This is a genomic window from Tessaracoccus sp. (genome assembly GCF_016714275.1).
Lineage (GTDB): Bacteria > Actinomycetota > Actinomycetes > Propionibacteriales > Propionibacteriaceae > Arachnia.
In genome coordinates, this window is sequence record NZ_JADJNP010000001.1 from 282,732 (window position 1) to 309,249 (window position 26,518).

Consider the following 26,518-nt stretch of genomic DNA (forward strand, 5'->3'; position numbering starts at 1 on the left):
AATGGCGGCGTGTCGACCCGCCAGCCCGCTGCCCGTGCTCGCCGGCCGCGGACCCGGCTGTCGGCCGCGGAGCGGAGGGAGCAGCTCCTCGTCATCGCGCGCGAACTCTTCGCCGAGCGCGGCTTCGAGGGGACCTCGGTAGAGGAGATCGCCGCGCGGGCGGGGGTGTCGAAGCCGGTGGTCTACGAGCACTTCGGCGGCAAAGAGGGCGCGTACGCCGTCGTCGTCGACCGGGAGACCCGGACGCTGCACTCGGCGATCCGCAACGCGCTCACGACGCCGGGCGCCGGGTCGAGGGAGCTGTTGGAGCGCGGCGCGATGGCGCTGCTGGAGTACATCGAGCGATGCCCGGACGGATTTCGGATCCTGTCCCGTGACTCCTCCACCGGGCAGGGGCAGCCGACGGGCTCGTTCGCGTCGATCCTGAGCGACATCGCCGTCCAGGTCGAGGACCTGCTGGCCGCCGAGTTCGTGAAGAACGGGCACGACCCGCAGTTCGCCGGCCTGTACGCACAGGCGCTCGTCGGGCTGGTCGCCCAGACGGGCCAGCAGTGGTTGGACAAGAACCGCGAGCCCTCCCGCGAGGTCGTCGCGAAGCACCTGATCAACCTCGCCTGGAACGGCATGGCGAACCTCAAGCCCGAGCCGCGCTTGGTCACCGGCCACATCGATCGACGCCACGGGCGCGCCCCCAGCAAACCACCAACCGAGTAACGCGGCTGCTTCCGTCGGGTTCGCAGACAGTTCGGAGGTAGTGAGGCTGCTTGCGTCGGTATGCCGACGGAAGCAGACGCGCTGATTTCAAGTCAGGCCGGGAACCGACGCGCGGAGCCGCGTTGTGCTCTGGGCAAGGACGGACGGCGCTACAGCGACCCGAGCAGCAGTCGCCTGAGCGCGCCTGCGAGTTGATCGCGCTCGTCCGGGGACCAGCTGGTGAGCAACTCGTCTTCCAGCTCCGTCAGGGACGCAAGGGCCGCGTCGACGAGCGCGAGCCCGTCGGCCGTCAGGGCCACCTGCGCGCCGCGGCCGTCGTGCGGGTCCGCGTCCCGCGTCACCGCGCCCCGCGCGACGAGACGGTTGATCCGGTTGGTCATCGTGCCGGACGTCACGTGCGTCTCGCGTAGCAGCTGCCCCGGCGAGAGGCGGTGCGGGGCGCCTGAGCGCCTCAGCGCCGCGAGCACGTCGAACTCCCAAGCCTCAAGGCTGTGCGCGCTGAACGCACGCTTGCGGCGCTCGTCGAGGATGCCGGCGAGCCGATCGATGCGCGACCACACCTGCATCGGCGCGACCGCCAGGTCGGGCCGCTCGCGGCGCCACGCCTCGACGACGCCGTCGACCTCGTCCTCGCCCACGCTCACGAGATCACCTGTGCTCCCGCAACAGGGCCGTAGGCGCGGCGGACCGCGCGCACGCCGCTGAACAGGCCGAGGGTCTCCGCCAACTCCGCGCCATGGGCCGCCGACGCGGCGAGAAAGGCGACGGTGGGGCCCGAGCCGCTGACCACCGCCCCGAGTGCTCCCGCCTCACGCCCGATCTTCAGCGTCCGCGCCAGCCCTGGTTGCAGCGAGAGCGCGGCCTCCTCCAAGTCGTTGGTCAACACCTTGCCGACGGCGACGGCGTCGCCGGCCCGCAACCCCTCCAGGAGCTCGGCGGGGATGTCCGTGGGGCGCGGGGAGGGGTGTGTCTCCTCATCCCTCGTGGGAAGCTCGGGCGTCATCCGTGCCCGATTGGGAAGGCCGACGAAGGAGGCATACCGGAGATCGTCTGTCGACTGAGGAGGACGAACCCAATCGGGATGCGGGGGCGTCCGAGCGTCGCGAGGGATGGGGAGAGACGCCCTTAGTCGGTCGAACTCGTGGAACACCGCGGGGGTGGACAGACCGGTGTGCGACAGCGCGAACGTCCAGTGGTACGTGCCGCTGGTCATCAGCGTCGTCAGTCGCTCGCCACGCCCAACCCCGATTGCGGTGCCGCCCAACAGCATGAACGGAACGTCGGAGCCCAGCTGCGTCGCCAGCGTATGCAGCTCCTCGCGCGTCGCGCCCACCCCCCACAGCGCGTTGCACGCTACGAGGGACGCGGCCGCGTCCGCCGATCCGCCGGCCATGCCCCCGGCGACGGGGATTCGCTTGCGCACGCTCAGCCGGACGCCAACGTCGTTGCGCCCGCTGTGCGTCGCAAGGAGCCGGGCGGCCCGGATGGCGAGGTTCGAGTCGTCGGTGGGCAGGAAAGCGGAGCCCTCGCCGTGGACGGTCATCGTGAACGTGCCCGCGGGCGCGGGCTCGGCCGTCACGTCGTCGCCGAGGCTCACCGCCTGGAAGACCGTGCCCAGCTCGTGATAGCCCTGAGCGTCGGCCGCGCCGACCCGCAGGGCGAGATTCACCTTCGCGGGCACCCGCACCCGCACCGCACTGGTCACGGGTTGACCGTATCGCACCCGACCCGCCCGCCTCCTACGGCGGCGGCCCTGCTCCCCTCCTCCGCCGTCGAGACCGCGAGGGCGCCGCGGTGTGGATGACCCTCCGAGGCACCCGGCCAGGAGGGCCACCGTCGGTCACTTCTTGAGCATGCCCTGCAGCTCATCGGCTGCCGCCGCCAGCGCTGCCGCCGCGCCGCCAGATCCCGCGAGCGCGGCCTCGACCTGTTCGTTGAAAACGGTCTGGGCCGCCGAGGCACTCGGGAAGTCCCAGAACGGATTCCTGCGGGAGCGGGGTGTCACCCGCTCGTTCCACACCTTGTAGAACTCGTTGCTCGTGAACCAGTCGGCCTGGGTCCCCTCGACGGTGGCCGGAGGCTGGCCGTTCATCTCGAACGCCGCCCGCAGAGCACCGTCGTCAGTGGAGAGGAACTGCATGAGCTTGAGCTCGGCCGCACCAGTCTCAAACGCAACGAGCGGCTGGCTCCACAGCAGCGTGTCGCCCGGCCCCTCCTTTCCCGGCCGAGTGAACGGCACCATCTTCCCGGCGATGTCGGGATCCGAGCTCTGGCCCGGGATGATCCCGATGGCCTGCGGAGCATCGTCGTAGATGGCCACCTTGCCCTGGGCGAACAGCGTCCGCATGTCGTCACGGACCATGCCGGCCTGGATCAGCCCCTCATCGAGGAGCATCTTCCAGTAGTCGACCGCCGCCAGCGAGCCTTCGTCTCCCAGCGTCACCGTTGCGTCCTGCACGATGGGAGACCCGAAGGCCCACATCCAGGGAACCATGTCCTTGAGCTGCTGGACGCTCGTCGCCGGGCAGTAGGGGACGAGGCTAGAGTCGGTCCTCTTGAGCGCGCGGAGCATGTCCGTGAAGCCGTCGATGGTCGTGGGGTGCTCGGTAACGCCCGCCGCGGCGAGCAGCTCAGAGTTCGCCACGAGGCCCAGCGCAGAATGGGTCCAGGGAACGCCGTAGCGGGTGCCCTGGAAGAGGCCGGTGGACGCCACGTTCTCTGGATAAGGATCCATCGAGACGGAGGAGGGAATCTCCTTCAGCGCGCCGGCTGTGATGAGCGTGGACATCCACTCCTCATCGATGTGCGCGATACCTGAGATGGAGCCGGACCGCGCCTTGAGCACGACCTGGTCCAGATACTGGAGGTAGGGATAGGCCGAGTCCTTTACTTGGATGCCGGTCTGAGACGTGAACGTCTCGCCGATGGCGCGCAGCTTCGGTCCGGCGGTATCGCTCCCGAAGATCCAGGACGTGAACTCGACGCTCTTTGCGGCATCTCCGGTGGATGTGGGTCCGCCGTTCTCGGCGGGATTGCCACCGCAGGCCGCCAGCGCGCCCGCGCCGATGGCGGCGCTCAGACCCAGCGCTTGACGGCGACTGATCAGGAGTTTCTGAAGAGGTTCGGACATGATTGCTCCTTTGGTTGTCCTATTTGATGGAGCCAGCGAGGGCCCCGCTGACGAAGTGCTTCTGGAAGACGAGGAAGATGGCGACGACGGGCACCGAGCTGAGGAGAGAAGCCGCCATCATCTCCCCGTAGGAGTTCTGGAACTCCCCCAGGTAGGTCAGGGTCAGGCCGGCGGGAAGGGTCTGCTTCGGGGTGTCCATCAGGGTCAAGGAGTAGACGAGGTCGTTCCAGGCGCGAATGAACGCGAACATGGCGACCGCCACCATGGAGGTGGAGACGACGGGGAAGACGATCCTCACGAGGATCCGCCACTCACTGGCCTTGTCCACCCGCCCGGACTCGATCAGTTCGTCCGGAATGCCGTCGAAGGTGTTCTTCATCATGAAGACCGACAAGGGCAGGGTGAATGTCACGTACGAGAGGATGAGCCCGACGTAGCTGTTCAGGAGGCCGACCCTCGTGAAGGCCGCGTACAGGGTGAGGAGGAGCAGGACCTCGGGCACCATCTGCGCGATGAGCAGCAGATACATGAGTGAGGACCGCCCGCGGTACCGGAACTTCGAGAACGAGTATCCGGCGAGGGATCCGATGATCAGGCTGACGACCGCCGTGGCGGTGGACACGAAGAGACCGTTCAGCATGAACTGCGTCAGCTGCGGGTTGGTCACGACCTGGATCACTTGATCGAGGGTGAAATCGCGCGCCAACGACGGCGGCATCTGGAAGATGTCGCTGTCCTCGGTGAATGCGGTGAGGAGAAGCCACATCACCGGCACGAACGCGAACAGCGCGGCGATCACCACCGTGATCCAGGTAGCCACTCCGGGTCGACGATGCGAGGCGCTTCGGGTCTTCATGCGTCACTCCTCTCCTGGCGGCGCGAGTAGAGGATGTAGACGGTGGCGACCGCCGCCATGATGACGGCCCAGAGGACGCCGATCGCGCCGGCGCCGCCGAGGTCGAAGCGCTGGAAGGCCTGCTTGTACAGGCCGACGGACAGCAGGGTCGTCGACCCGACCGGGCCGCCGCCGGTCATCACCCAGGGGATCTCGAAGTGTTGAAGGCCCCAGATCGTCTCGAGCAGGAGCGTGAGCGCCATGGCGGGCTTGATCTGCGGGATGACGATGTAGGCCTGCCGCTTCCAGCCGCTGGCGCCGTCGACGGATGCCGCGTCGTGCAACTCGGCGGGGATGGCCTGCATAGCGGCCAGCAGGAGGACCATCATCCAGGGAAACGAGTGCCATACCTTCGCCACGATGACCGCGGTCATGGCGAGCGTCGGTGAACTCAGCCAGTTGGTGTCGCCTTTACCGCCCAAGAGCTGGATCACACCGTTCAGGAGCCCGAAGTTCGTGTTGAAGATCCAGGACCAGAGGAACGACACCACGACCCCAGGGAGAATCCAGGGAAGAAGGAAACCGGTCCGCCACGCGCCGGCGCCCACGATCCCGGCGTTCATGGCCAGGGCCAATGCCAGCGCGAGGATGAACGCACCCATCGTCGAGACAATGACGAATACGGCCGTGTTGCGCAGCATGTCCCAGAACCCGGGAGAGTCGAGCAGGGCCTTGATGTTGGCAAGGCCTACGAAGGCCGACTCTCCACTCAGCAGGCTCGCGTCGAACAGGGAGTACGCGAGGGACTGCACCAAGGGGTAGGCGATGACGACGAGGAAGAGCGTCAGCGCCGGCAGCATGAGCACGACGGGAAACACGGCGGCACGCCGGTTCCGTTCCGGTGGCGACCGCCGCGCGGTCCTCGGCTGGGGGGTCATCGCAGTCACTCCTCACAGCCCGCATGGCGTGCAGGTGGGCTCGCTGTAGCAGCGGATCTCGTAGATGCCCGCCGCCGTGTCTCCGTTGGTCTCCCGGATCGTTACCCTGAGCGCGTCGCAGGCGACCGGGTCGAAGGTGTGGACCACACGGGTCTGATAGTTCTCGTTCGCGGATGCCACGTCGACCCAATGACCATCCCGGCGAACCGAAACCGTGTAGTTCTTCGCGCACTGGGGGTCCCGGTACAGCGGGGGGCAGGCATGGTATTCGCGGAGGAGGTGGCCGGGGAACGTGATCTGCACCTCGGCAACGGTTGTGGGTTCGTCCCAGACCAGTTGGCTCCACTGGGGAAGCCCCTGGTCGACAGCCGAGCGCCACTGATTGGTCCGTGCATGGGGTCGGCACACGCCGTTGGTGATGTGAGACGCCGGATAGCCCCGCTGCGGGGGCTCGACGCGGAAGGAGAGCGTCGCGCCGCCACCGAAGCGGCGCAGCCGGCCCGGCGCGACCTCGTAGCCGGCCACCTGCCCGGGCGCGATCGCGCCGGCCAGCCGCCATTCGACGGTGTCGGAGACACCCTCGAGGTCGAGCCGGATGTACCCCTGGCCCTCCAACTCCGCGGAAGAAAGGCCGACCTGCCAGTCGATCCATTGGTCGACACCGGGCGGAAGCGTGAGCGATCCGATGCGGAGGGCCTCCGTGGCGACCCGGTAGTCCCAGATGCCGTCCACCTTGCGGATGCTCGCGGCGATCTCGACCGGCGTGTCGCCGGTGTTGCTCAGGCAGAAGCCGACGTGAGAGACCGGCTGTCCCTCGCCGACGGCGACCCATTGGGAGAGGCGGCGATCCAGCACGCCGGTGGTGGGGAATATGGGGTAGTCGCGCCAGTGGTCGAGGCCGTTCAGCTCGAAGGTGTCGTCGGGCCCGACGCCGGCGATGAGGGTCTCGCTACTGGACTCGACCGTCGCGAGCGGTGCGAGGTCCAGCGCGTCGGACACCGGGACGTGCGGCAGGAAGCAGCCGTCCCGGACGAGCGCCTGCTGGATGTCGGGCATGGTCTCCTTCAGGACGTCCTTGAATCCGCCTCGGGCGAGAGCGAGCGCCGCGGCCGTGCCGGTCGCCTGTCCCATGACGGCGGTGGTCCCCTGGACGCGCAGCGCGCCGAGAGCGACGTGGCTGGCGCTGATGTTGCGCCCCGCGAACATCAGGTTCTCGATGTCCTTGCTCACGAGCGCGGACAGCGGGATACCGAAGGGGCCGACGTAGCGCTGCTCCCCGAAGTTGCTCCCCTGCTCCTCCATCCGGGCGTTCGTCAGGGGTTCCGCGACCTCTTCGTACAAGCCGCCGATGCTGTGGAGGTCGATGTACCAGCCGCCGAAGGCCACCTCGTCCTCGAACGCCGGGTTCTCGCGCAGGTCGTGTTCCGTGAGGAACCTCTCACCGACGAGGCGGCGGCTCTCCCGCTTGCCCGGCACCTGCCCGATCCAGTCGAGCGCGATCGTCTCGGCCTGCGGCGACCATTCCGGATCGTGGTTCTTGTACCAGTCCCAGATACCGAGGACCTGACGGGTCAGCTCGTGACGGATCTCCTCGTTGCCGTGGATCGTATGCCACGGCGGGCCGATCTCGATCCACCAGTAGCCGCTCTTGAGGGTCTTCGCGACGCGCCCGCCGCTGCGGAAAAAGTGGATGTCGTCGTAGGAAGCGGCCCAGGGTGGAGGTGTGAACGGGACGGGATGTCCGACGTCGACCGTCTTGAAGTGGAGCGAGCTGCCCATCGTGGCCTCACTGGGCTCATCGGGGGCGCTGGGCTCTCCGAACTCGGCGTGAGACTCGATGCCGTGACGCGACTCGCAGCCAGCCACCTCCCCGAGCGTGCCGTCGCCGGTGCAGTCGATGAACACGCGCCCTTCGACGACGTATACCGTTTCGGCGTTGACGTTCCGCGCCGTCACGCTCAGGATCCGGCCGTCCGAGACCTCGGCGCCGGTCACCGGCGTGTTCAGCCGCAGCGTCAGGCCCACAGTTCGCTGAACCATGTCGTAGAGGATCAGGTCCCAGACGCTGTTGGTCCACCCGTTCTCGGTGATCCGCTCGTGGTTGCGCGCCCTGTCCTCGATCAACGCCTCGGCGATGATGCCGCCCTCGCGGGCGTAGGCGTGGAACGCGGCGGCGCCGTGAGGCGTGACCCTTACCTCCGACGACGAGTTTCCGCCCAGTACGGGCCTGTCGTGGAGGAGGACGACCTTGGCACCATGACGAGCGGCGCTGATGGCGGCCGAGACGCCCGCGAGTCCGCCGCCGCAGACCACGACGTCGTATTGCTCTCGCACTTCCTGCATTCTGTTGACCCTTCGTTGGCTCGGTGACTGAGAACGTAAGTTCGAAGCGCTTCGACTTCGAAGCGCTTCGAACGCTACCATGGGCGCAGAGGTTTGCCAATAGTTTGTTCGGACAAGAGGAAAGGCGGTCGACATGCCCTCACCCTCAGGGAGGCCGACGCGCAGAAGGCCGACTCTCACCGACGTAGCGACAGCGGCGGGCGTCTCCCTCGGGCAGGCGTCCGCCAGCATCAACGGTGCGGCCGGACCGAGCAAAGCCACCCGCGAGCGGGTGCTCGCCGTCGCCAAGAAGATCGGGTACCGGCCCAACCAGGTGGCCAGCGCTCTGGCTCGCGCCAGGTCTCAGCGCATCGGGGTGGCGTTCGCGCTCTCCCATCCCTTCCATTCCGACATCGTGGAGTGCATGTACGACGCTGCCGGCGCGCGGGGATACGAACTGGTGCTCAGCGGGTACGCGGCTTCGAGGTCCGTCAACCGCTGCGCGGAGTCCCTGCTGGACAGCCGCTGCGACGCGTTGGTGCTGGTGGGTGCCAGCGCGCTGACCGACGACCTGCTCCGAACGGCAGGACCGGCCCGGATCGTCGTGGTCGGGTCGGCCAAAGAGATCGACGGCGTCGACATCGTGCGCTCGGCAGGCGAGGCGGGCGCGCGCCTCGCCATCGATCACTTGATCAGCCTGGGGCATCGCCGGATCGCGTGCGTGGACGGCGGCGACCTGTCAGGTGCCGAATACCGCAGGACCGGATACCTGGAAGGAATGAGCGAGCGCGGGCTGGGCGACGCCGTACAGCTGGTCAGCGGTGGCGACACGTACGCGGCGGGATACGCCGCGGGCCAACGCGCAAAGGACATGAACCACACCGCCTACGTGGTCTACAACGACGAGTGCGCCATCGGCCTGATCGACGCGTTCCGCGACAGCGGACGCCGCGTCCCGGAGGACGTCTCGGTGGTGGGCTACGACAACGAGGCCGCGGCACAGCTGCCCAAAATCCAGCTCACGACGCTTTCCCAGGACTCCTCGACGATCGCCGACCTCGCCATAAGGCAGGCGGTGCGCGCGATCGAGGAACCAGGATCGCCGTCGGAACGGCTCGTGGTCCCGCCCCAGCTCATCGTCCGTGCGACGACGGCGAGCCCGCCGCACTGACCCTCGACGAGCAGGCCTCGGTCAGGGGATTGGGGACAGCTGCGCGGCCACCGCGCAAAAGGCGGCGACGTCGAGCGTCTCGCCGCGCGCCTGGGGGTCCTGTCCCGCGCGCTCGATCGCGGCGGAGGCGGCAGCGGCCGAGCCGAACAGCGGAGCGAGGGCCGCGCGCAGCATCTTGCGGCGCTGCCCGAAGGCCGCATCGATCACCCGGAAGGTGTCCTCGCGGGAGGCGTCTGTCGTCGGCGGGTCGCGGCGCTCGATGCGCACGAGGCCGGAGTCGACGTTCGGGACGGGCCAGAAGACCTTCGGGGGAACGGTCGCGATCCGGGCGGTATCGGCGTACCAGGCGGCCTTTGCGCTTGGCACGCCGTACACCTTCGAGCCTGGCAGGGCCGCGAGCCTGTCTGCCACCTCCAACTGCACCATGACAAGGCCCTTCGACCACTCGGGAAAGAGCTCGAGCATGCGCAGCAGGACCGGCACGGACACGTTGTAGGGCAGGTTCGCCACAAGGGCCGACGGCGTCAGCGGCAGCCGATCGACCTGTAGCGCGTCCGCCGCGACCACGTGCAGGCGCGCGGCGGCGTCGTCGCCCAGGCGCTCGTTCACGGTCTGCGGCAACCGGGCGGCCAGCGACTCCTCGATCTCGACGGCGACGACGCTCGCCCCCAGCTCCAGCAGCCCGAGGGTCAGCGAGCCGAGCCCGGGGCCGATCTCCAGCACGACGTCGTCCGCGGTCACCCCGGAGAGCGACACGATCCTGCGCACCGTGTTCGGGTCGATCACGAAGTTCTGCCCGCGCTGCTTCGTGGGCCGGAGATCCAACTCCGCGGCGAGCCGACGCACGGAGGCCGGGTCGAGCAGTCCCACCTCAGGCATCGGAACCCCACTCCCCGTAGGCCGCGAAGGTGTTGGCGACGAGCTGGTCGCAGAACGCCGCCAGCTCCACGTCGAGCAGCTCGGCGAGGAAGCGCACGGTGTGCGGCAGCAGGTACGGCGCATTCGCCCTGCCGCGCTGCGGCTTGGGCGTGAGGTACGGTGCGTCGGTCTCTACGAGGATGCGGTCCAGCGGCGTGGCGACCGCGGCCTCGCGCAACGCCCCTGCGGATCCGAACGTGACGACGCCCGGGAAGGAAAGGAACGCGCCGCGTGCGACGCACTGCTCGGCGAACGCCGCGTCGCCGCTGAAGCAGTGCATGACCATCCGGCCGGGCACGCCCTCGCCGTCGACCACGCGCAGGATGTCGGCGTGGGCGTCGCGGTCGTGGATCATCAGCGTCTTTCCGCTGCGGTGCGCCCAGCGGATGTGGGTGCGGAACGAGCGCTCCTGGGCCCGACGACCCTCGGGGTCACGCGTGCGGAAGTAGTCAAGCCCGGTCTCCCCGACGGCGACGACACCCGGGTCGTCGACCAGCACCTCGATCTCCGCCAGGTCATCGTCCAGCGCGGCCTGTCCCCCGGCGAGGAACCGGCGTGCGGCGTCGTTGGGGTGCAGCGCGACGGCAGCGCGCACCTGCGGGTCCGCCGCGGCCAGCTGCACCGCCAGCCGGGCGCTCTCCACGTCGCAGCCGACGTCGATCACGCGCGTTACGCCGACCTCGCCGGCCAATCTCAGGTTGTCCTCGACCGCCAGCCGCGAGTAGTCGCGGGTCGAGAAGACATGGGTGTGGTTGTCGATCACCGGGCGCGGCAGCGCCTCCGGCAGGGGCGGAAGGCCCAGCTCGTCCAGCACGCTCACTGCTGCTTCTCCTTGTCCGCCAGCGCGGCGGCGTACAGCTCCTTGCGGTTCACGCCCGTGACCATCGCCACGTCGGCGACCGCGCCCGACAGTCTCGCACCACCGGCCATCGCCTGCCGAACCAGCGCCAGCGCGTCGTCGGCCGACACCGCGACGGCCTCGGCCCCGGCGACGACGACCGTCACCTCCCCGCGCACGCCGTCGGCCGCCCAGTCGGCGAGCTCGGAAAGCCCTCCCCTGCGCACCTCCTCGTACGGCTTGGTCAACTCGCGGCACACCGCGCCGCGCCGGTCCGGGCCCAGTTCGGACGCGGCGTCGGCGAGGAACTCTGCAAGGCGGTGCGGGGCCTCGAAGAACACCATGGTGCGTTCCTCCGCAGCCAGCTTGGCGAGCCGCCGGCGTCGCTCCCCCGCCTTCCGGGGCAGGAACCCCTCGAAGCAGAACCGGTCGACGGGCAGCCCCGAGACCGCCAGCGCCGTCAGCACCGCGGAAGGACCCGGCACGGCGGTCACCCGCAGCCCGGCCTCGACGCAGCCCACCACCACCCGATAGCCGGGGTCGCTGACCGAGGGCATCCCTGCGTCGGTGACCAGCACAACGCGGCGGCCCTCTGCGACGGCGGCGACCAGTTCGCCGGTGCGCGCAGCCTCGTTGCCCTCGAAGTAGCTGACGACCCTGCCTGTCGGCTCGATCCCCAGCCGCTTGGTCAGCGTGACGAAGCGCCGGGTGTCCTCGGCCGCGATCAGGTCCGCGGACGTCAGGGCCTCGCGCAGGCTCGCGCTCGCGTCGTCGGACGAGCCGATAGGCGTCGCGGCGAGGATCAGGGCGCCCCCCGAGGGAAGGTTCATGCCCGAAGCGTATCCGGCGCGTCCGGGTGCGGGTTCATTGGTTTCGACGCCGACGAAGGCCGAGGGCAAGGAAGGCGTAGCAGCGCGAAGCGCGATCACACGGACGCTCCTTCATCGCGGTCCGGCTCAACCAGCGGGTTCTTTCGGCGCTCTGCATAGAATGCGCCTTGTGCTGACCACTTTGGAGGCCCTGCGGGACGGTCGCCTCCGCGACCGGACCTTGGGGTGGATCGTGACCATCGCGATCACCCTGATGGCCTTCGGGCTGCGCCTCTACAACGTCGGTTACCCCAACAAGGTGCTCTTCGACGAGACCTACTACGCAAAGGACGCGTGGGCCATCCTGCAGTCCGGCTACGAGCACAACTGGTCGGAGGGCGCCAACGATCTCCTCGCCAAGGGCGACACTTCCGGCATGCTGGACACGCCGTCGTTCGTGGTGCATCCGCCGCTGGGGAAGATCCTGATCGGGCTCGGCGAGCATTTCTTCGGCATGACGCCTTTCGGGTGGCGCATCGCCGCCGTGGTCTTCGGCTCGCTGCTGGTGTTCTTCACCATCCGGCTGGCCCGACGGCTGTCGCGTTCGACGCTGATCGGCGCCGTCGCGGGGCTGCTCCTGACGTTCGACGGGCTCGCCTTCGTGATGAGCCGCCTCGCCCTCCTCGACATCTTCCAGGCGACGTTCGCCGTCGCGGCCGTCGCGGCGCTGGTCGCGGACAGGGACTGGTTCCGGGGCAAGCTCGCCGACCATCTCGAGCGGCGCGGGCTCCCGGACCTCGACGGCCGCTTCGGCCCGCTCCTGCTGTGGCGGCCGTGGCGGATCGTCGCCGGCCTCCTCTTCGGCGCGGCCTGCGCCGTGAAATGGAACAGCGTCTTCATGATCGCGACGTTCGGCATCCTCGTCGTCGTCTGGGACCTGGGTGCCCGGCGGCTCGCAGGGGCCGGCAGGAGCCAGTTCTGGTCGCTGGTCATCGACGCCCCCGCCGCCTTCGTGCAGCTGGTGGTCGTCGCCGTGCCCGTGTACTTCGCCTCGTGGTGGAACTGGCTGGCCACCGACGGCGGCTACTACCGCGACTTCGGCACCACACACCGCGACGACCCTCTCGTGACCCGCTTCGGCCCAGACCTCGGCGCCCTGTTCAAGTACCACCTGGAGGCGTACAACTTCCACGTCGGCGACGGGATGATGGTCGACGCGACGCATCCGTACGAGGCACATCCCGCAGGCTGGCTGCTGATGCTGCGCCCGACCGGCATCGAGGCCGTCAATGGCATCAAGCCCGGTGAGGACGGCTGCACCGCGGCGGCAGGCACGTGCCTGCGTGTCATCACCACAATGGGCACACCGCTGTTGTGGTGGGCGGCGCTCGCCGCGATCGTCGTCGCGCTGTGGTGGTGGCTCGTCGGGCGCGACTGGCGCTTCGGCGTCCCCCTGCTGGCCATCGCCTCCACCTGGCTCCCCTGGTTCCGTTTCGCCGGCCGCCCGCTTTTCTTCTTCTACACGATCATGATCATCCCGTTCAGCTGCATCGTGCTCGCGATGGCGCTGGGCAAGCTGCTCGGCCCCGCGCATCACCCGCTGCGCAGGTTCCGTTCCATGGTCGTCGGCATCGTCGTCGCCGTCGTGATCTTCAACTTCGCGTTCATCTACCCGATCCTCACCGCCGACATCCTGACCCGCACGGAGTGGATGTGGCGGATGTGGCTGGGGAACGCCTGGATCTAGCGCTTCACGGACCGCGACACGAAGGCACGCAGCCGGCTAAGCCCCGGGAGCGTCGCGTCCGGGCCGTCTGCCATCAGCTCGGCCAGGTACCAGCCGCTGGCGGTGCCGTTCATCAGCTCGCCGCGGCCGTTGCCGCGTGCGTAGAAGCCGCCGGGGATGGCCGAGGCGCCGACGACAGGACGGCCGTGGTCGCTGGGATCGATGGCCAGGCGGCCCGGCTCGACGTCGACGGCGCCCAACTCCGCCTCGCACCAGGCCGCCAGCTCTTCGGTGGCCTGGTCGATGCGCGCGCCCGGGCTCTTCTGCCCGAGGACAAGCGCCCTGTCGCCGACGGGTCGCGTCAACCACGCGGTCGACCCCGCGCGCAAGGTCACCTCGCGCAGCGGCCGCGCCGGTGTGCACCGGACAACCGGCACCCACTGGGCCGGGGCCACGCGCGCGGCGCGGCCCCACGGGCTGACGCCGAGCGTGTCGACGACGGCGGCCCCTGCAACGGTGCCGACGTCGTGGACCCAGGCCAGGTTGTTGCGGAAGTGCACCCGCGTGAGGCCCTCTCGACGGGTCAAGTGCGCAACCGTCACGCCGTGCAGGACGTTGGCGCCAGCTGCGACGGCGGCAGCCCGCAGCGCCTGCGCGTGCGCCGTCGGATCGATCGCGTAAGCGGGGGTATGGATGGCTACGCCGTCGGGCGAGACGCGCAGCGCGGCCTCGTGGCCGGCCCCGCGGTACAGCTCGACGATGCGCCGCGACTCCTTCTCATCGCCGCCAGGAAGGGAGAGGTCGCGGAGCGTGAGCTCGCTGTGGCCAGGCGAGATCTCCCGGATCTCCCCGATGCCCGCCGTGTTGCGGCGGACGTGCTCGCGGGCGGCCTCCATGCCGTAGGCGTGGGCCATGTTCGCGATGGTCGACGCGTGCCCGACGGCGGCCACGCCGTGCCCGATGGCGGCGCTCTCCGCCTCGCCGTTGGGATCGAGGACGACCACGTCGTAGCCGCGCTGGGCAAGCCGCCGAGCCACGGTGAGCCCGGCCACCGTGGCCCCGAGGACCAGCACGTCGTGCGCCATGTCCCCACCCTATCGGCGCCCGACAACGCCGATGCGCACGGGCCCTCCCGAAAAGGCGGTCCGGTGTGTCAGAGCCGAGGGCGGACAAGTAGAGTGCCGCCGACGAAGGGAAGTCCGATGTGGAAGCTGCATAACAACGGGATCCTCGAGCCGAACGCGGTGGTGGCGCCCACCGAGCGGCTCAGTTGGGGACGCACGATCGGGCTCGGGGCCCAGCACGTAGTGGCGATGTTCGGCGCCACATTCGTGTTCCCGCTGCTGATGGGCCTGAACGCGCAGCTCGCGGTCATGATGTCGGGCGTCGCGACGCTGATCTTCCTGTTCGTCGTGAAGCACCGCGTGCCCAGCTATCTCGGTTCGTCGGCGTCGTTCGTGGGCGTGTCGACGGCTGTCTACGCCGCGGGCGGCAACCCCGCCGACCTCACCGGCGCGCTGTTCGTCGTCGGCCTGACGCTGTTCATGGTCGGCCTGATCATCCATTTCGCCGGCGCCCGGATCATCCACCGCGCCCTGCCGCCAGTGGTGACAGGCGCCGTCGTGATGCTGATCGGCTTCAACCTGGCGCCGGTGGTCGCCACCGTCTACTTCCCCGTCGACCCGTGGATGGCATTCGTCGTCATGCTGATCGTCGTCGCCCTCTCCATCGGCCTGCGCGGCTTCCTCGGCCGCATTGCCATCTTCCTCTCCCTCGTCGTCGGCTACGCGCTCAGCTGGGTCACCGATCTGGTCGCCGGCCCGCTGACCAACGCCGACGGCGCCCAGACGCCGCGCGTCGACTGGTCGGGCGTGGCACACGCGGACTGGTTCGGGCTCCCGCCGGTCAGCGACCTCGCCACCTGGACCCATGGCGCCACCACGAACGTCGTCGGCCTGCACCTGCCGCACTTCAGTCTCGGCGCGATCATCATCGCCCTGCCCGTGGTCATCGCGCTGATCGCCGAGAACACCGGTCATGTGAAGGCCGTCGCGGAGATGACGAAGGAGGATCTCGATCCGCTCATGGGCAAGGCCATCGCGGCCGACGGCGTGGGCTCGATGATCGCGACCGCCGTCGGCGCCGGCCCCACCACCACGTACGCGGAGAACATCGGCGTCATGGCCGCGTCCCGCGTGTACTCGACGGCGGCCTACGTGGTCGCGGCCATCGTGGCCATCCTCTTCGGCTTCTCGCCGAAGTTCGGCGCGGTGATCTCGGCGACGCCGTCGGCGGTCCTTGGCGGCATCACGGTCGTGCTCTACGGCATGATCGGCCTGCTGGGCGCGAAGATCTGGCGGGAGAACAACGTGGACTTCGGCAACCCGCTGAACCTGATCCCCGCCGCCGCAGGCATCATCATCGGCGTCGGCAACGTGTCCGTTCCCCTCGGCGAGTTCCAGTTGGGCGGCATCGCGCTGGGCACCATCGTCGTCATCGGGGTCTACCACCTGGCGCGGCTCATCGCCCCGCAGCAGATGAAGGCCGAGGCCGACGGCGCCACGCTGATCTACGACGCCCCCGGCATCTACGCCGACGACGACAAGTAGCCCCTGGCTGAGTCGCCGCGCCAATGAACCCTTGCCGGAACCCTCGCTCATAGCGGCTACCGTTGGCGCCGTGGACGAACTTGAGCTGTCATTCCGGGAGGCCATGGCGCGGGTCTCCGCGCCGGTGACCGTCATCACGACCTGGGTGGACGGCGCGCCGTCGGGAACGACGGTTTCCGCGTTCGCGTCGCTGTCGATCGCGCCTCCCATGGTGGTTTTCGCACTCGACAACCGCGGCGGCATGATCGACCGGTTGCGCGCGGCGGGCCGCATCGGGGTGAACATCCTCGCGGGCGACCAGGCGGAGATCGCGCAACGGTTCGCCCGCCGCGACCTGCCCGACCGCTTCGCCGGGCTCGCCTGGCAGGAGGACCACGGCCTCCCGCGGTTCGACGGCGTGGCCGCATGGCTGCGCTGCGAGCACCTCACGTTCGAGCCGGGAGGCGACCACACGCTGGTCCTCGGCACGGTCACGGAGGCGAGCAGCGCCGACCGACCCTCCCTGGCCTACCAGATGCGCCAGTTCCGGAGCCTGTGACATTCCACTGCTTGACGCCCTGGCATGATGGAACGCATGACCAACGATCCCTCCGCCGTCGACCGCGAACTCCCTGAGGACGCTCCGGCAGCAGGACCGACGTTCATTCCTCCGGCGCCGCAACCGGTCACGCGGCCCGCGCCCGACGACCAGGCTGTGAGCTACGCACCCGAGCCGAGGTACGAGTTCGGCGCGCCGACGTTCGACCCGCAGAACTACGACGAAACCCCGCTCACCCACGGCTACCAGCCGAACCCGCAGCAGCAGGCGGCGCAGTACTACCAGGCGCCCGGATACGGCGCCGATCCGCACCATCCCGGCATGCATCTCGCGCCGCTGACGTCCTGGTACGGCCGTCCGCTGATTGACGATCCGAGTGGTCGCGACGCGCCGCTGAAGGGGGCGAGCTTCGTCGAGTCATACGCGAGGTACTGGAAGCGTGGTCTCATCTTCAGCGGCCGCGCGAGCAGGGCAGAGTACTGGTGGGTGGCGCTGGCCCACTTCGGCGGCCTGATCGGCGCCGGCGTCCTGGCGGCGGTGATCAGCACGTCGTCAGAGCCACTCGCCGGGCTGATCATGGTCCTCTGCGGCCTGTACCTCTTGGCCGCGCTCGTGCCGGGAATCGCGCTGACGGTGCGCCGGCTGCACGACTCCAACAACTCCGGCGGACTGGTGGCGCTGTCGTTCATCCCCTACATCGGGTCGTTCATCGTGGCCATCCTCTGCGCCTTGGACAGCAAGGCCGCGGGCGCACGCTTCGACCAGGTCAACAACCCCTGAGGAACGACGGCGGGCCGCAGTTCAGTGAACTGCGGCCCGCCGGAGGATCGAGGCTAGAGGATCACTCCTCGCGCTGGAAGGACATCGTCGCGGCGTAGAGGCCCGACTCCGATGGCCAGCGGGACGTGATCGCCTTCAGGCGCGTGTAGAACTTCACACCCTCCGGGCCGTGGATGTGGGTGTCGCCGAGCAGCGACTTCTTCCATCCGCCGAAGGAGTAGTAGGCGACCGGCGTCGGGATCGGCACGTTCACGCCGACCATGCCGGCGTCGACGTCCAGTTGGAAGCGACGGGCCGTGCCGCCGTCGTTGGTGAAGATCGCCGCGCCGTTGCCGAACGGGCCGGAGTTCACCAGGTCGATGGCCTCCTCGTAGGTGTCAGCGTGCACGATGGTCAGCACCGGGCCGAAGACCTCCTCGCAGTAGGCCTTGCACTCGAGCGGGACGTCATCGAGGATCGTGGGACCGACCCAGAAGCCGTCCTCGTAGCCCTCGACGGTGAGCCCACGGCCGTCGCGCACGACGGTGGCGCCAGCCTCCTCGGCCTCTGTGATCCAGTCGGTGATGCGCTGCTGGTCCTTCTTGGTGATGACCGGGCCCATGTTCACGCCCTTGTCCAGGCCGTAGCCGACCTGGATCTTGTCCGCGTGCTTCTTGACCATCTCGGCCAGGTCGGGGCCGATCCCGCCGACGGCGACGACGACCGGAAGCGCCATGCAGCGCTCACCCGCGGCACCGAAGGCGGCGGCGGAGATGTGGCCGGCGGCGAAGTCGAGGTCGGCGTCGGGCATGACGATGGCGTGGTTATTCGCGCCGCCGAGGGCCTGAACGCGCTTGCCTGTAGCGGTGCCCTTCTCCATCACGATCTCGGCGACCGGCGTCGAGCCGACGAACGAGATGGCGTCGATGCCGGGGTGTTCCAGCATGTCGGTGACCATGTGGCGGGTGCCGGAGAGGACATTGAACAGGCCGTCGGGGAGGCCGGCCTGCTTGTAGAGGTCGGCGATCAGCAGCGACGCCGTGGGCGTGGGGCTGGCGGGCTTCAGGATGAAGGCGTTGCCGGTGGCGAGCGCGACCGGGTGCATCCACATCGGGACCATGATGGGGAAGTTGAACGGGCAGATGCCCGCGACGACGCCCACCGGCTGGCGGATGGTGTGGATGTCGACGCCGGTGGCGATGTCGAACGAGTACTCGCCCTTCAGCGCCGCGTTGATGCCGCAGGCGAAGTCGAGGGTCTCGCGGCCGCGCTGGATCTCGCCAAGGGCGTCGCCGTAGTCCTTGCCGTGCTCGTTGACGATCGACTTGGCAAGGGCGTCCTGGTTGGCCAGCACGAGTTCGCGCATCTTGAACATGATCGCGGTGCGCTTGGCCAGGGAAACCTTCGCCCAATTCTTCTGGGCCGCACGGGCCACGGCGACGGCGTGGTCGAGATCGGCCGTGCTCGCGGCGAGCAGCTCGGCGTCGACCTTGCCCGTTGCCGGGTTCTCGACGGGGATTCGGCCCGCCGGCTCGCCCTCGTACGGGGCTCCGTCGATCCAATGCGTGATGGTCTGGGTCATGTGCCCTTGCCTTCCTTGTCCTGTTGCGGCTTCGCTACCGGGTCGTTTGTATAGACAATAACACCGCGATGGACGCGATACAAGCCCGATTGATAGGACAAATGCCCGTTCACGCCTGCGAGTCGGCCGACGTGGAGGATCGCACGATCAGGCGCGGCGGGATCACCACCGTCTCGACATCCCTGGCCGGATCCGCAAGGCGCCGGAGGAGCACGTCGCCGCACGCCCTCCCGACGTCGAGCCCGCGCGCATCGACGGTGGTCAGGTCCAGGAAACGCGATCGAGCGAGCAGCGAGTCGTCGTAGCCGGCCAGCGCCACGTCGACGGGCACCTCGCGGCCGCGCTCGCGTAACGCCGCCCGTGCGCCGAGCGCCATGGTGTCGTTGGCCGCGAAGACCGCGGTGACGTCGGGATGCCGGTCGAGCAACTGAAGCGCACCCTGGTAACCGCCCTCCTCGTTGGTCTCGACCCCCTCGCCCGCGTAACGCGGCTCCTCCCCCGCCGCGGCCACGTCGTCGAGATAGGCGCCCAGCCGCATTCGGGCCGAGCCGCCCAGCCCGGTCACGTGGCCGATTCGTTCATGCCCGCGCTCGCGGAGATGCCCCATGACGAGCCGGACGCCCGCGGCCTCGTCGCTGACGACGTGGTCGGCGCCCGCGACGTCATGAAGGCGCGTTCCCAGCAGCACCGTCGGGACCCCCAGTTCGTCGAACGCGTGCCCCGGCTCGCCGGCGATCAGAAGCGCATCCACCTGGCTGTTCAGGAAGCCCTCTACGGCGTTCACCGTCCGGCCACCGACCTGATAGTGCTCGCGCACCGCGACATGCAGCTCCTCGGGGCCGACGATCTCCCGCAGGCCGTGCAGCAGGGAGACGAACCAGGGGTTCTGGAAGTCGTCGATGACGAGTCCGACCACTCGGGTGCGCCGGGCCGCGAGCGTCGCCGCGGCACGACTGGGCCGGTACCCCAGGCGCGAGATCGCCTCCCGCACCGCGGTCCGCTTGGGGTCGCTGACCAGCGGGGAGTCGTTGAGGACGAGCGAAACGAGCGATTTCGACACGCCGGCTTCCCGGGCGACGTCGTAGATCGTCGGCCGCGACGAGGACGAGGGCTGCTGCTTCGGCATGACAAGGGCGATTGTGCCATAGCGCCCGGGACCGACCGAACCGATTGACAGGACATTTCAGATGTGGTCTACTCATTCCTACTTGGAGCGGTCCAAGTATTCACAAGATCATCATCAAGGAGGATGAGTTGACCATCGGTGTCGCCGTCATCGGCGCCGGAATGGCGGGCAAGTCACATGCCGCCGCCTATCGGGTAGCCCCTACCCTTTACGAGTCCACACTGCCCGACCTGCGGTACGTCGCTATCGGCGACATCAACGCGGAGCTCGGGGCAGCAACGGCCAAGCGCTACGGCTACGAGCGCTCGGTCACCGATTGGCGGGAGATCGCCGCCGATCCGTCCATCGACGTCGTCAGCGTCGTCATCGCCAACAGCCTCCACCTCGACGTGGTCAGGGGACTGCTTGAGGCAGGCAAGCACGTCCTGTGCGAGAAGCCGTTGAGCGACACCCTCGACTCCGCCCGCGAGATGGCGCGCCTAGCCCGCGCGGCCAGCACCATCGCCCGGATCGGCCTCACCTACCGTCGCCAGCCAGGCCTCGCCGCGATCAGGAAGTGGATCGACGACGGCACGCTCGGCAGGGTCCTCCACTTCAGTGGGCGCTACTGGTGCGACTACGGGTGCAACCCGCAGGGCCCGATGAGCTGGCGCTATCAGGGGCCCATGGGTTCGGGCGCGCTGGCCGACGTCGGCAGCCACCTCACCTACCTGTCGGAGTTCCTCTGCGGCGACATGCGCGCGGTGCGGGGCGGGGCCTTCGCCACCGCCATCAAGGAACGCCCACTGCCGCTGGGCGCCGTCGTCGGGCACGGCCTCGCCGCGGTCTCCGACACCTATGAGCCGGTCACCAATGACGACTACGCCTCGTACACCGCCCAGTTCGCCGATGCCGTCGGCACGCTAGAGGTGTCGCGCGTGGCCGCCGGCTACCCGAACGCCCTGGACATCGAAGTGTTCTGCGAGAACGGCGCCGCGAGCTTCCACCAGGACACGCCGTCGCAGATCCGGCTGTTCCTGAACGACGACGAACCGGGCAAGAACGGCTACCGGACCGTGAACCTCGGCTCCGACCACCCCTACCTCGCGGGCGGGCTCCCCATGGACGTCTCCGGCGTGGGCTTCGGCCAGAATGAGGGATTCACGTTCCAGGCGCGGGCGTTCCTCGAGGAAGTCGCGGGTGTCGACGAGGCGCGCTCGCTGCCGCGCAACGCCTCCTTCGACGAAGGGGTGCACAACATGGAGATCCTGGCCGCCGTCGCCCAGTCGGCCGCCGCCGACGGAGTGGAGGTGACGCTGTGAGGCTCGGCGTCTATAACGCGGTCCTGCACGACCGCCCCCTCGGCGAGGCCCTGAAGGTGATCGCGGGCTTGGGCCTGGAGGGCATCGAGATCAACTCGGGCGGCTTCCTCCCCCCGACCCATATCCAGGAGATCGACGAGATCGTCGCGGATCCCGCCGCGGCCCGGAGGTACCTGGCTCAGTTCGACGGCACCGGCGTCGGCATCGCGGGCCTGAACTGCAACGGCAATCCGTTGCATCCGAACCCGGAGATCGGCGCCAAGCATGCCGACGACGTTCGTCGGTCCATCCGCGCCGCCGCTGCCCTCGGGCAGAACCGCGTCGTCACGATGTCCGGTCTTCCGGGCGGCGAACCCGGCGCCACCTACCCGAACTGGGTGGTCAACGCCTGGAACTCTGCCGCCTTGGACGTGCTGGACTACCAGTGGGACATCGCGGCGACGTTCTGGTCGGAGATCGACCAGCTGGCCAAGGACCACGGGGTGAAGGTGGCCCTGGAGCTGCACCCGCAAAACGTCGTGTTCAACGCGCGGGACGTCCGGAAGCTCGTCGATCTCACCGGCGCGACCAACGTCGGCGTCGAACTGGACGCCTCGCACCTGTTCTGGCAGCAGGCCGACCCCGTCGCCGTCGTCCGTGATCTCGGCCCGCTGGTCTTCCACGCCGCGGCGAAGGACATCCGGATCAACACGGAGCACGCGCGCCTCAACGGCGTCCTCGACAACGGCTTCCGCCGCCTCTCGCCCGACGAGCCCCGAACCAACCTCGGCGGCGACGAGTGGGCAAACGAGTGGCCGAAAGACTCGTCATGGGACTTCGTCGCACTCGGCAAGGGCCACGACACCGCTTACTGGGCGGAGTTCATCGCCGCGCTCCACGACGTCGACCCCGAGATGTGCCTGAACATCGAGCACGAGGACACCGAACTCGGCCGTATCGAGGGCCTCGAAGTGGCCTCCTCCGTCCTGAAGGACGCTTGGAACCAGTACCTGACCACCAACCCGACCGCCACGAGGAAGTGACGCCATCATGAAATTCGCCAAGATCAGAACCATCCTGTGCGGCCTGGCCCTCGCCACCGCTTTGACTGCCTGCGGCAACACTGCCGGCACCCCGTCGGGCGGAAACACCGGCGGCACCGGCAACGCCGAGAAGCCCAGCATCACGATCGTCTCCAAGGCCATCGCCGGCGACTTCTGGATCGTCGCCCGCGAGGGTGCCGAGAAGGCGGGCGCGGACCTGGGATACGACGTCGCCTGGGTCGGCACCGACACCGAAAACGAGGGCGAGAAGCAGCTCAATCAGCTGGAGGCAGCCGTCAACAGCAAGCCCGCCGGTATCGGCTTCGCCGCCCAGAACGGAGCCGAGGAGGGTGCGCCGCGCATCCTCGACAAGGCCAAGGCGGACGGCATCAATGTCGTCGCCTTCGCCGGACCGATCGCATTCTCCGATGTGCCGATCACCACGGTCTCCTCCAACAACGAGAAGATGGGACAGATGGCCGCCGAGAACCTCTCCGCGCTCATCGGCGGGAAGGGCAAGATCGCGATCATCACCAACGGCACCGTCGGCGACGCGGCGATCCGGCGGGACAGCTTCGTCGACTGGCTCAAGGCCAACGCGCCCGACGTCGAGATCGTCGACATTCAGAACGGCGAAGCTGATCGCGCGAAGTCGATGGACAAGGCCCAAGCCATCCTCCAGGCACACCCTGACCTCGCCGGCTTCTACGGAACCTCCGACAACGGCACCATCGCCGCGGGCGACGAGGTCGCGAGCAAGGGGCTCGACGTCAAGGTCGTCGGTATCGACGCCTCCCCTGACCTCATCACGATGCTGAAGTCCGGCGACATCGACGGGGTCGTCACGCAGAACGCCTTCGACATCGGCTACCAGACTGTCAAGGTTCTCGCCGAGGCGCACAAGGGGAACATGCCCGCGAGTGGCTTCATGGAGGTCCCCTCGGTGTGGGCGACGGGAGACAATCTCGACGATCCGGCAGTGAAACAGGCTCTCGGCCAGGGGTAGTAGCGAGCATCTCTCCCGGGGGCGGCGATCCGCCTCGCGGTTTCCACCGCCCCCGGGTCTCCCCGCACAGCTCCTCAAGAAAGGACATGTCCGTGACCGACAGCACGCTCCCCTCGCTGACGAGGGAACCACTGGGCAGAACTGGCATGGAAGTCAGCCGAGTTGGGTTCGGAACCGGCTCGATCGGAGGCTTCTACGGCGAAATGGACGACAAGCGCGCAGCCGAGATCGTCGAAAGGGTGTTGGAGCTGGGCATCAACTACATCGATACGTCCACCTACTATGGCGAGGCCGAGCGGCGCCTGGGCAAGGCATTGGCGGGCCACCGCGACGACATCTACCTTGCGACGAAGGCCGGCCGCTACGGCGACGACGACTTCGACTTCAGTCCGAATGCGCTGCGCGCCAGCCTGGAGCGAAGCCTCGGCCTGCTGCACACCGATTACGTCGACGTCTTCATGCTGCATGACATCGAGTTTGTTCCTCAGGAAGAGATCTTCGCCGAGTCGCTGGATACGCTCCGAGCACTCAAATCAGAAGGTAAGTGCCGGGCAATCGGCATCAGCGGGTACCCGATGAAGACCATGTCGCGCGCGGTAAGCGAAGCCGAGGTGGACGTGGTTCTCACCTATGCCCACGGCACCTTGCTCGACGACTCGATCACATCCACCCTCGGCCCCCTGGCAGACGAGCACGGCGTGGGGCTCATCAACGCGGCCTCCCTAGTCATGGGGCTCCTCACGCCGAACGGGGCTCGCGCCGACAGCGCGCACCGCGCGTCAGCAGAGGCGAAACGCGCCGCCGAGAGGATGAGTCAGATCTGCCGGGTCCACGGCGCAGACCTCGCATTCGTCGCCAACCAATACTCGATCCAACAGTCAGGCTGCGTCATGACGATGATCGGCGCAGGATCAGAGCGTCATATCGAGGAGGCGATCGTCGCCGCCAGCACGCCCATCGACGAGGCTCTCCTGACCGAGCTGCTCGCCGTCCGGCCCCCCGTGGAATCCCGGCAGTGGCTCAGCGGCCTCGAGGAGAACAACTAGCATGCAGGCCGTCGTCTTTCAGAATGGCGTACCGGTCATCGCTGAGGTTCCCGAGCCGACAGCGGGCACAGGCGAGGTACTCGTCGCGGTGGAGTTCTGCGGAATCTGCGGCTCCGACCTTCACGTCTCCGCCCCCGGGTACCTAGACGGAACCATCATGGGTCACGAGTTCGCGGGACGCATCTCGGCGCTGGGCGCGGGTGTCACTGGCTGGAGCATCGGAGACAAAGTTGCGGTCAACCCAAACGGAGTCTGGTGCGAGACCTGTCCACGATGCCTGGCTGGAGAGAGCAACCTCTGCCTCAACCTCGCGAGCTACAGCGTTGGACAGGCAGTGCCGGGTGGGCTTGCTCGCCTCGTCGCGGTTTCCGCGCGTCGGCTCGTCAAGCTCCCGGGCGACATGACAACAAAGCAGGGCGCCTGGCTGGAGCCATTGGCCGTGGCGGTCCGTGCCGTGAACCGGGCCACACTTCGCCCCACTGACATCGTGCTGGTGCTCGGCGCCGGACCTATTGGACTCCTCGCCACGGCCGTTCTGCGCGCGCGAGACGCAGCGAGGATCGTCGTCATGGAGTACTCCGAGGCGCGGCGTCACACGGCGTCTGCAATGGGCGCCCACCGCGTGATCGACCCTACCCAGGAGGACCCCGACTCCGTTTTCCGCGAAGAAGGTGCTCCCGACGTCGTCATTGAGTGCACTGGTGCACCCGGCGGATTCGGGGCTGCACTCAGGCTCATCCGCCCGGGCGGCACCGTCGTCGTTGTCGGCTACTCCAAGAAGACGCCGACCTTCCGCACGGAGGACCTCCTGTTCAAGGAGATCGATGTCCGCGGATCGTTCATCTACCGGAATGAATGGTCCGAGGCCGTGGAACTGCTGTCCAGGGGATCCGTCGACATCGAGCCGCTCACCTCGGGTGTGCTCCCCCTTGAGGATGCGCTGAAGGCGTTCGACCTCATGAAGACCTCCAGCACCGCGCTCAAGTATCTCCTCACCGTCGATCGGACTGACCGGTGAGCACGCACAACAACATTCTTCTCAAGGAGACAACATGGTGAAGATCCTGCTCGACCCCTCGATGTACCACCCTCACCTCACGGTGGCAGAGGAACTGCAGAAGGCCGCAGACCTCGGCTACCAGTACATCGAGCTCTCGCCTCGCGCGGACTTCCACGAGTGGCACCACTACCCCAAGGTCGACGGCGCGGAAATCGCCCGCGTGAAGAAGGCCGTGGCCGCCACAGGTGTGAAGATCTGGTCGTTCAACCCCGTGTTCAACTGGGCGTCGCCCGACGAACAGGAGCGTGAACACCAGGTGCGCAACTGGAAGCGCCTGCTGGAGATCGCCGAGGACCTCGAGGTCCCCCTGATCGCCACCGAGTACTCGGGCGACCCGAACCAACCGGTGCGCAGCGAGGGCCAGTTCTACAAGTCGATCGAGGAGCTGATCCCGCACTTCGAGAAGCGGGGCCTCGAGTGCGTCGTCGAGGCCCACCCGTACGACTTCGTCGAGACCAACGACCGGGCGGTACAGATCGTGCGCGGGGTGAACAAGGACTGGTTCAACTACCAGTTCTGCTTCCCGCACATGTTCCACCTGTCGCAGGGCGGGACCGACGCCGTCGGCCTGATGGAGTACGCAGGCGACCGGCTGCGGCACCTGCACGTGGCGGACGTGTTCAACCATCTCGCCAACGTCGGGAACCGGTACATCATCAACCCGCCAGGGGTGGATGCCCGGATCCATCAGCACAACGAGATCGGCAACGGCGAAGTCCCGTGGGGTCCCGCCTTCGACCACCTCCGCTCGATCGGCTACGACGGCACTGTCTCCGTGTGCGTCTTCGGCTGGGAGGAGGATGCCGACGCCATCCACGTCAGGATGCGCGAACGCATCGAGTCCGAGTTGGGCTGAGGTCGGAGAGGCCGCCCGTCCCGTGGGGCGGGCGGCCTCCTACTGCCTCGGCCTCGCCTGGGCCTTCCTCCCCGCTGACTTGAGCGTGATCTACCCACACAACCCTCACCGAACGAACGCGACTCTTCACCACCGGTTATCCACAGGAAAGCCGAGACTGAAAAAGTTGTCCACAAAACGCGCGCAACGTGAAAGATGCGCAATTACCGTTA

Annotated in this window: 24 protein-coding genes; 12 read left to right on the forward strand and 12 right to left on the reverse strand. The window is 68.1% G+C overall.

Features of this window, described 5'->3' with window-relative positions; all coding sequences use genetic code 11:
- The first annotated feature begins 9 nt into the window (after positions 1 to 9).
- Positions 10 to 714 carry a TetR/AcrR family transcriptional regulator gene (locus IPJ61_RS01370; RefSeq protein ID WP_297102266.1) on the forward strand — a complete coding sequence of 235 codons (705 nt, stop codon included), beginning with the start codon at positions 10 to 12 and terminating at the stop codon, positions 712 to 714.
- Positions 715 to 863: 149 nt separating this feature from the next.
- Here the strand turns inward: IPJ61_RS01370 and IPJ61_RS01375 are convergent, their stop codons facing one another.
- The 6 genes from IPJ61_RS01375 to IPJ61_RS01400 all read right to left on the reverse strand — a co-directional run bounded on the left by IPJ61_RS01375 (position 864) and on the right by IPJ61_RS01400 (position 7,951).
- Positions 864 to 1,358: a MarR family winged helix-turn-helix transcriptional regulator gene (locus IPJ61_RS01375; RefSeq protein WP_297102268.1), complete on the reverse strand. Its 495-nt coding sequence runs from the start codon at positions 1,356 to 1,358 to the stop codon at positions 864 to 866.
- Positions 1,355 to 2,419: a 4-(cytidine 5'-diphospho)-2-C-methyl-D-erythritol kinase gene (gene ispE / locus IPJ61_RS01380; RefSeq protein ID WP_297102270.1), complete on the reverse strand. Its 1,065-nt coding sequence runs from the start codon at positions 2,417 to 2,419 to the stop codon at positions 1,355 to 1,357. Before ispE ends, IPJ61_RS01375 begins: the two co-directional genes overlap by 4 nt.
- A 135-nt stretch (positions 2,420 to 2,554) precedes the next feature.
- Positions 2,555 to 3,844 carry an extracellular solute-binding protein gene (locus IPJ61_RS01385; protein ID WP_297102273.1) on the reverse strand — a complete coding sequence of 430 codons (1,290 nt, stop codon included), beginning with the start codon at positions 3,842 to 3,844 and terminating at the stop codon, positions 2,555 to 2,557.
- A 19-nt stretch (positions 3,845 to 3,863) separates the two neighbouring features.
- Positions 3,864 to 4,700, reverse strand: a complete 837-nt coding sequence (locus tag IPJ61_RS01390) for a carbohydrate ABC transporter permease (RefSeq protein ID WP_297102274.1) — start codon at positions 4,698 to 4,700, stop codon at positions 3,864 to 3,866.
- The gene (locus tag IPJ61_RS01395; protein WP_297102276.1) at positions 4,697 to 5,617 is read right to left on the reverse strand and encodes a carbohydrate ABC transporter permease; all 921 of its coding nucleotides are present in this window, start codon (positions 5,615 to 5,617) and stop codon (positions 4,697 to 4,699) included. Before IPJ61_RS01395 ends, IPJ61_RS01390 begins: the two co-directional genes overlap by 4 nt.
- Positions 5,618 to 5,629: 12 nt before the next feature.
- Positions 5,630 to 7,951, reverse strand: a complete 2,322-nt coding sequence (locus IPJ61_RS01400) for an FAD-dependent oxidoreductase (RefSeq protein ID WP_297102278.1) — start codon at positions 7,949 to 7,951, stop codon at positions 5,630 to 5,632.
- A 142-nt stretch (positions 7,952 to 8,093) separates the two neighbouring features.
- Here IPJ61_RS01400 and IPJ61_RS01405 point away from each other — a divergent pair, with 142 nt between their 5' ends.
- Positions 8,094 to 9,110 (forward strand): LacI family DNA-binding transcriptional regulator, encoded by a 1,017-nt coding sequence (locus IPJ61_RS01405; protein WP_297102280.1) that lies wholly within the window; start codon positions 8,094 to 8,096, stop codon positions 9,108 to 9,110.
- A gap of 21 nt (positions 9,111 to 9,131) precedes the next feature.
- On the opposite strand, the gene rsmA is transcribed toward IPJ61_RS01405, so the two are convergent.
- From rsmA to rsmI, 3 genes are read right to left on the reverse strand one after another with little or no spacing between them, the layout of a single operon-like run.
- Positions 9,132 to 9,989: a 16S rRNA (adenine(1518)-N(6)/adenine(1519)-N(6))-dimethyltransferase RsmA gene (rsmA, locus tag IPJ61_RS01410; RefSeq protein ID WP_297102281.1), complete on the reverse strand. Its 858-nt coding sequence runs from the start codon at positions 9,987 to 9,989 to the stop codon at positions 9,132 to 9,134.
- On the reverse strand, positions 9,982 to 10,848 hold the full coding sequence (locus IPJ61_RS01415; RefSeq protein WP_297102283.1) for a TatD family hydrolase: 867 nt from the start codon (positions 10,846 to 10,848) through the stop codon (positions 9,982 to 9,984). Before IPJ61_RS01415 ends, rsmA begins: the two co-directional genes overlap by 8 nt.
- Positions 10,845 to 11,696, reverse strand: coding sequence for a 16S rRNA (cytidine(1402)-2'-O)-methyltransferase (rsmI, locus tag IPJ61_RS01420; RefSeq protein WP_297102285.1), 852 nt, complete (start codon positions 11,694 to 11,696; stop codon positions 10,845 to 10,847). The genes IPJ61_RS01415 and rsmI overlap by 4 nt, the downstream gene beginning before the upstream one ends.
- Before the next feature lie 172 nt (positions 11,697 to 11,868).
- Here rsmI and IPJ61_RS01425 point away from each other — a divergent pair, with 172 nt between their 5' ends.
- Positions 11,869 to 13,422 carry a dolichyl-phosphate-mannose--protein mannosyltransferase gene (locus IPJ61_RS01425; RefSeq protein WP_297105459.1) on the forward strand — a complete coding sequence of 518 codons (1,554 nt, stop codon included), beginning with the start codon at positions 11,869 to 11,871 and terminating at the stop codon, positions 13,420 to 13,422.
- On the opposite strand, the gene IPJ61_RS01430 is transcribed toward IPJ61_RS01425, so the two are convergent.
- On the reverse strand, positions 13,419 to 14,486 hold the full coding sequence (locus IPJ61_RS01430; protein WP_297102287.1) for an FAD-dependent oxidoreductase: 1,068 nt from the start codon (positions 14,484 to 14,486) through the stop codon (positions 13,419 to 13,421). The genes IPJ61_RS01425 and IPJ61_RS01430 overlap by 4 nt on opposite strands.
- A 117-nt stretch (positions 14,487 to 14,603) precedes the next feature.
- On the opposite strand from IPJ61_RS01430, the gene IPJ61_RS01435 reads away from it, so the two are divergent.
- The 3 genes from IPJ61_RS01435 (at position 14,604) to IPJ61_RS01445 (ending at position 17,328) form a co-directional block, all read left to right on the forward strand.
- Positions 14,604 to 16,010 carry a uracil-xanthine permease family protein gene (locus IPJ61_RS01435; RefSeq protein WP_297102289.1) on the forward strand — a complete coding sequence of 469 codons (1,407 nt, stop codon included), beginning with the start codon at positions 14,604 to 14,606 and terminating at the stop codon, positions 16,008 to 16,010.
- Positions 16,011 to 16,080: 70 nt separating this feature from the next.
- Positions 16,081 to 16,548, forward strand: a complete 468-nt coding sequence (locus tag IPJ61_RS01440) for a flavin reductase family protein (protein WP_297102291.1) — start codon at positions 16,081 to 16,083, stop codon at positions 16,546 to 16,548.
- Positions 16,549 to 16,584: 36 nt separating this feature from the next.
- Complete coding sequence (locus IPJ61_RS01445; RefSeq protein WP_297102292.1) at positions 16,585 to 17,328, forward strand: DUF805 domain-containing protein; 744 nt, start codon at positions 16,585 to 16,587, stop codon at positions 17,326 to 17,328.
- A gap of 61 nt (positions 17,329 to 17,389) precedes the next feature.
- Here IPJ61_RS01445 and IPJ61_RS01450 read toward each other — a convergent pair whose 3' ends face one another.
- Both IPJ61_RS01450 and IPJ61_RS01455 read right to left on the reverse strand, forming a co-directional pair.
- The gene (locus tag IPJ61_RS01450) at positions 17,390 to 18,889 is read right to left on the reverse strand and encodes a CoA-acylating methylmalonate-semialdehyde dehydrogenase (protein ID WP_297102294.1); all 1,500 of its coding nucleotides are present in this window, start codon (positions 18,887 to 18,889) and stop codon (positions 17,390 to 17,392) included.
- Between the two features lie 109 nt (positions 18,890 to 18,998).
- Positions 18,999 to 20,015, reverse strand: a complete 1,017-nt coding sequence (locus IPJ61_RS01455) for a LacI family DNA-binding transcriptional regulator (RefSeq protein ID WP_297102296.1) — start codon at positions 20,013 to 20,015, stop codon at positions 18,999 to 19,001.
- 128 nt (positions 20,016 to 20,143) lie between these two features.
- On the opposite strand from IPJ61_RS01455, the gene IPJ61_RS01460 reads away from it, so the two are divergent.
- The 6 genes from IPJ61_RS01460 to IPJ61_RS01485 all read left to right on the forward strand — a co-directional run bounded on the left by IPJ61_RS01460 (position 20,144) and on the right by IPJ61_RS01485 (position 26,306).
- Positions 20,144 to 21,316, forward strand: a complete 1,173-nt coding sequence (locus IPJ61_RS01460; protein WP_297102298.1) for a Gfo/Idh/MocA family protein — start codon at positions 20,144 to 20,146, stop codon at positions 21,314 to 21,316.
- On the forward strand, positions 21,313 to 22,338 hold the full coding sequence (locus IPJ61_RS01465) for a sugar phosphate isomerase/epimerase family protein (RefSeq protein ID WP_297102299.1): 1,026 nt from the start codon (positions 21,313 to 21,315) through the stop codon (positions 22,336 to 22,338). The genes IPJ61_RS01460 and IPJ61_RS01465 overlap by 4 nt, the downstream gene beginning before the upstream one ends.
- Before the next feature lie 7 nt (positions 22,339 to 22,345).
- A complete protein-coding gene (locus IPJ61_RS01470) occupies positions 22,346 to 23,344 on the forward strand; it encodes a substrate-binding domain-containing protein (protein ID WP_297102301.1) in 999 nt (332 codons plus the stop codon).
- Positions 23,345 to 23,436: 92 nt separating this feature from the next.
- Positions 23,437 to 24,390, forward strand: a complete 954-nt coding sequence (locus tag IPJ61_RS01475) for an aldo/keto reductase (RefSeq protein WP_297102303.1) — start codon at positions 23,437 to 23,439, stop codon at positions 24,388 to 24,390.
- A gap of 1 nt (position 24,391) precedes the next feature.
- Complete coding sequence (locus IPJ61_RS01480; protein WP_297102305.1) at positions 24,392 to 25,408, forward strand: zinc-dependent alcohol dehydrogenase; 1,017 nt, start codon at positions 24,392 to 24,394, stop codon at positions 25,406 to 25,408.
- A gap of 34 nt (positions 25,409 to 25,442) precedes the next feature.
- A complete protein-coding gene (locus IPJ61_RS01485; RefSeq protein ID WP_297102307.1) occupies positions 25,443 to 26,306 on the forward strand; it encodes a sugar phosphate isomerase/epimerase family protein in 864 nt (287 codons plus the stop codon).
- Positions 26,307 to 26,518 lie beyond the last annotated feature (212 nt).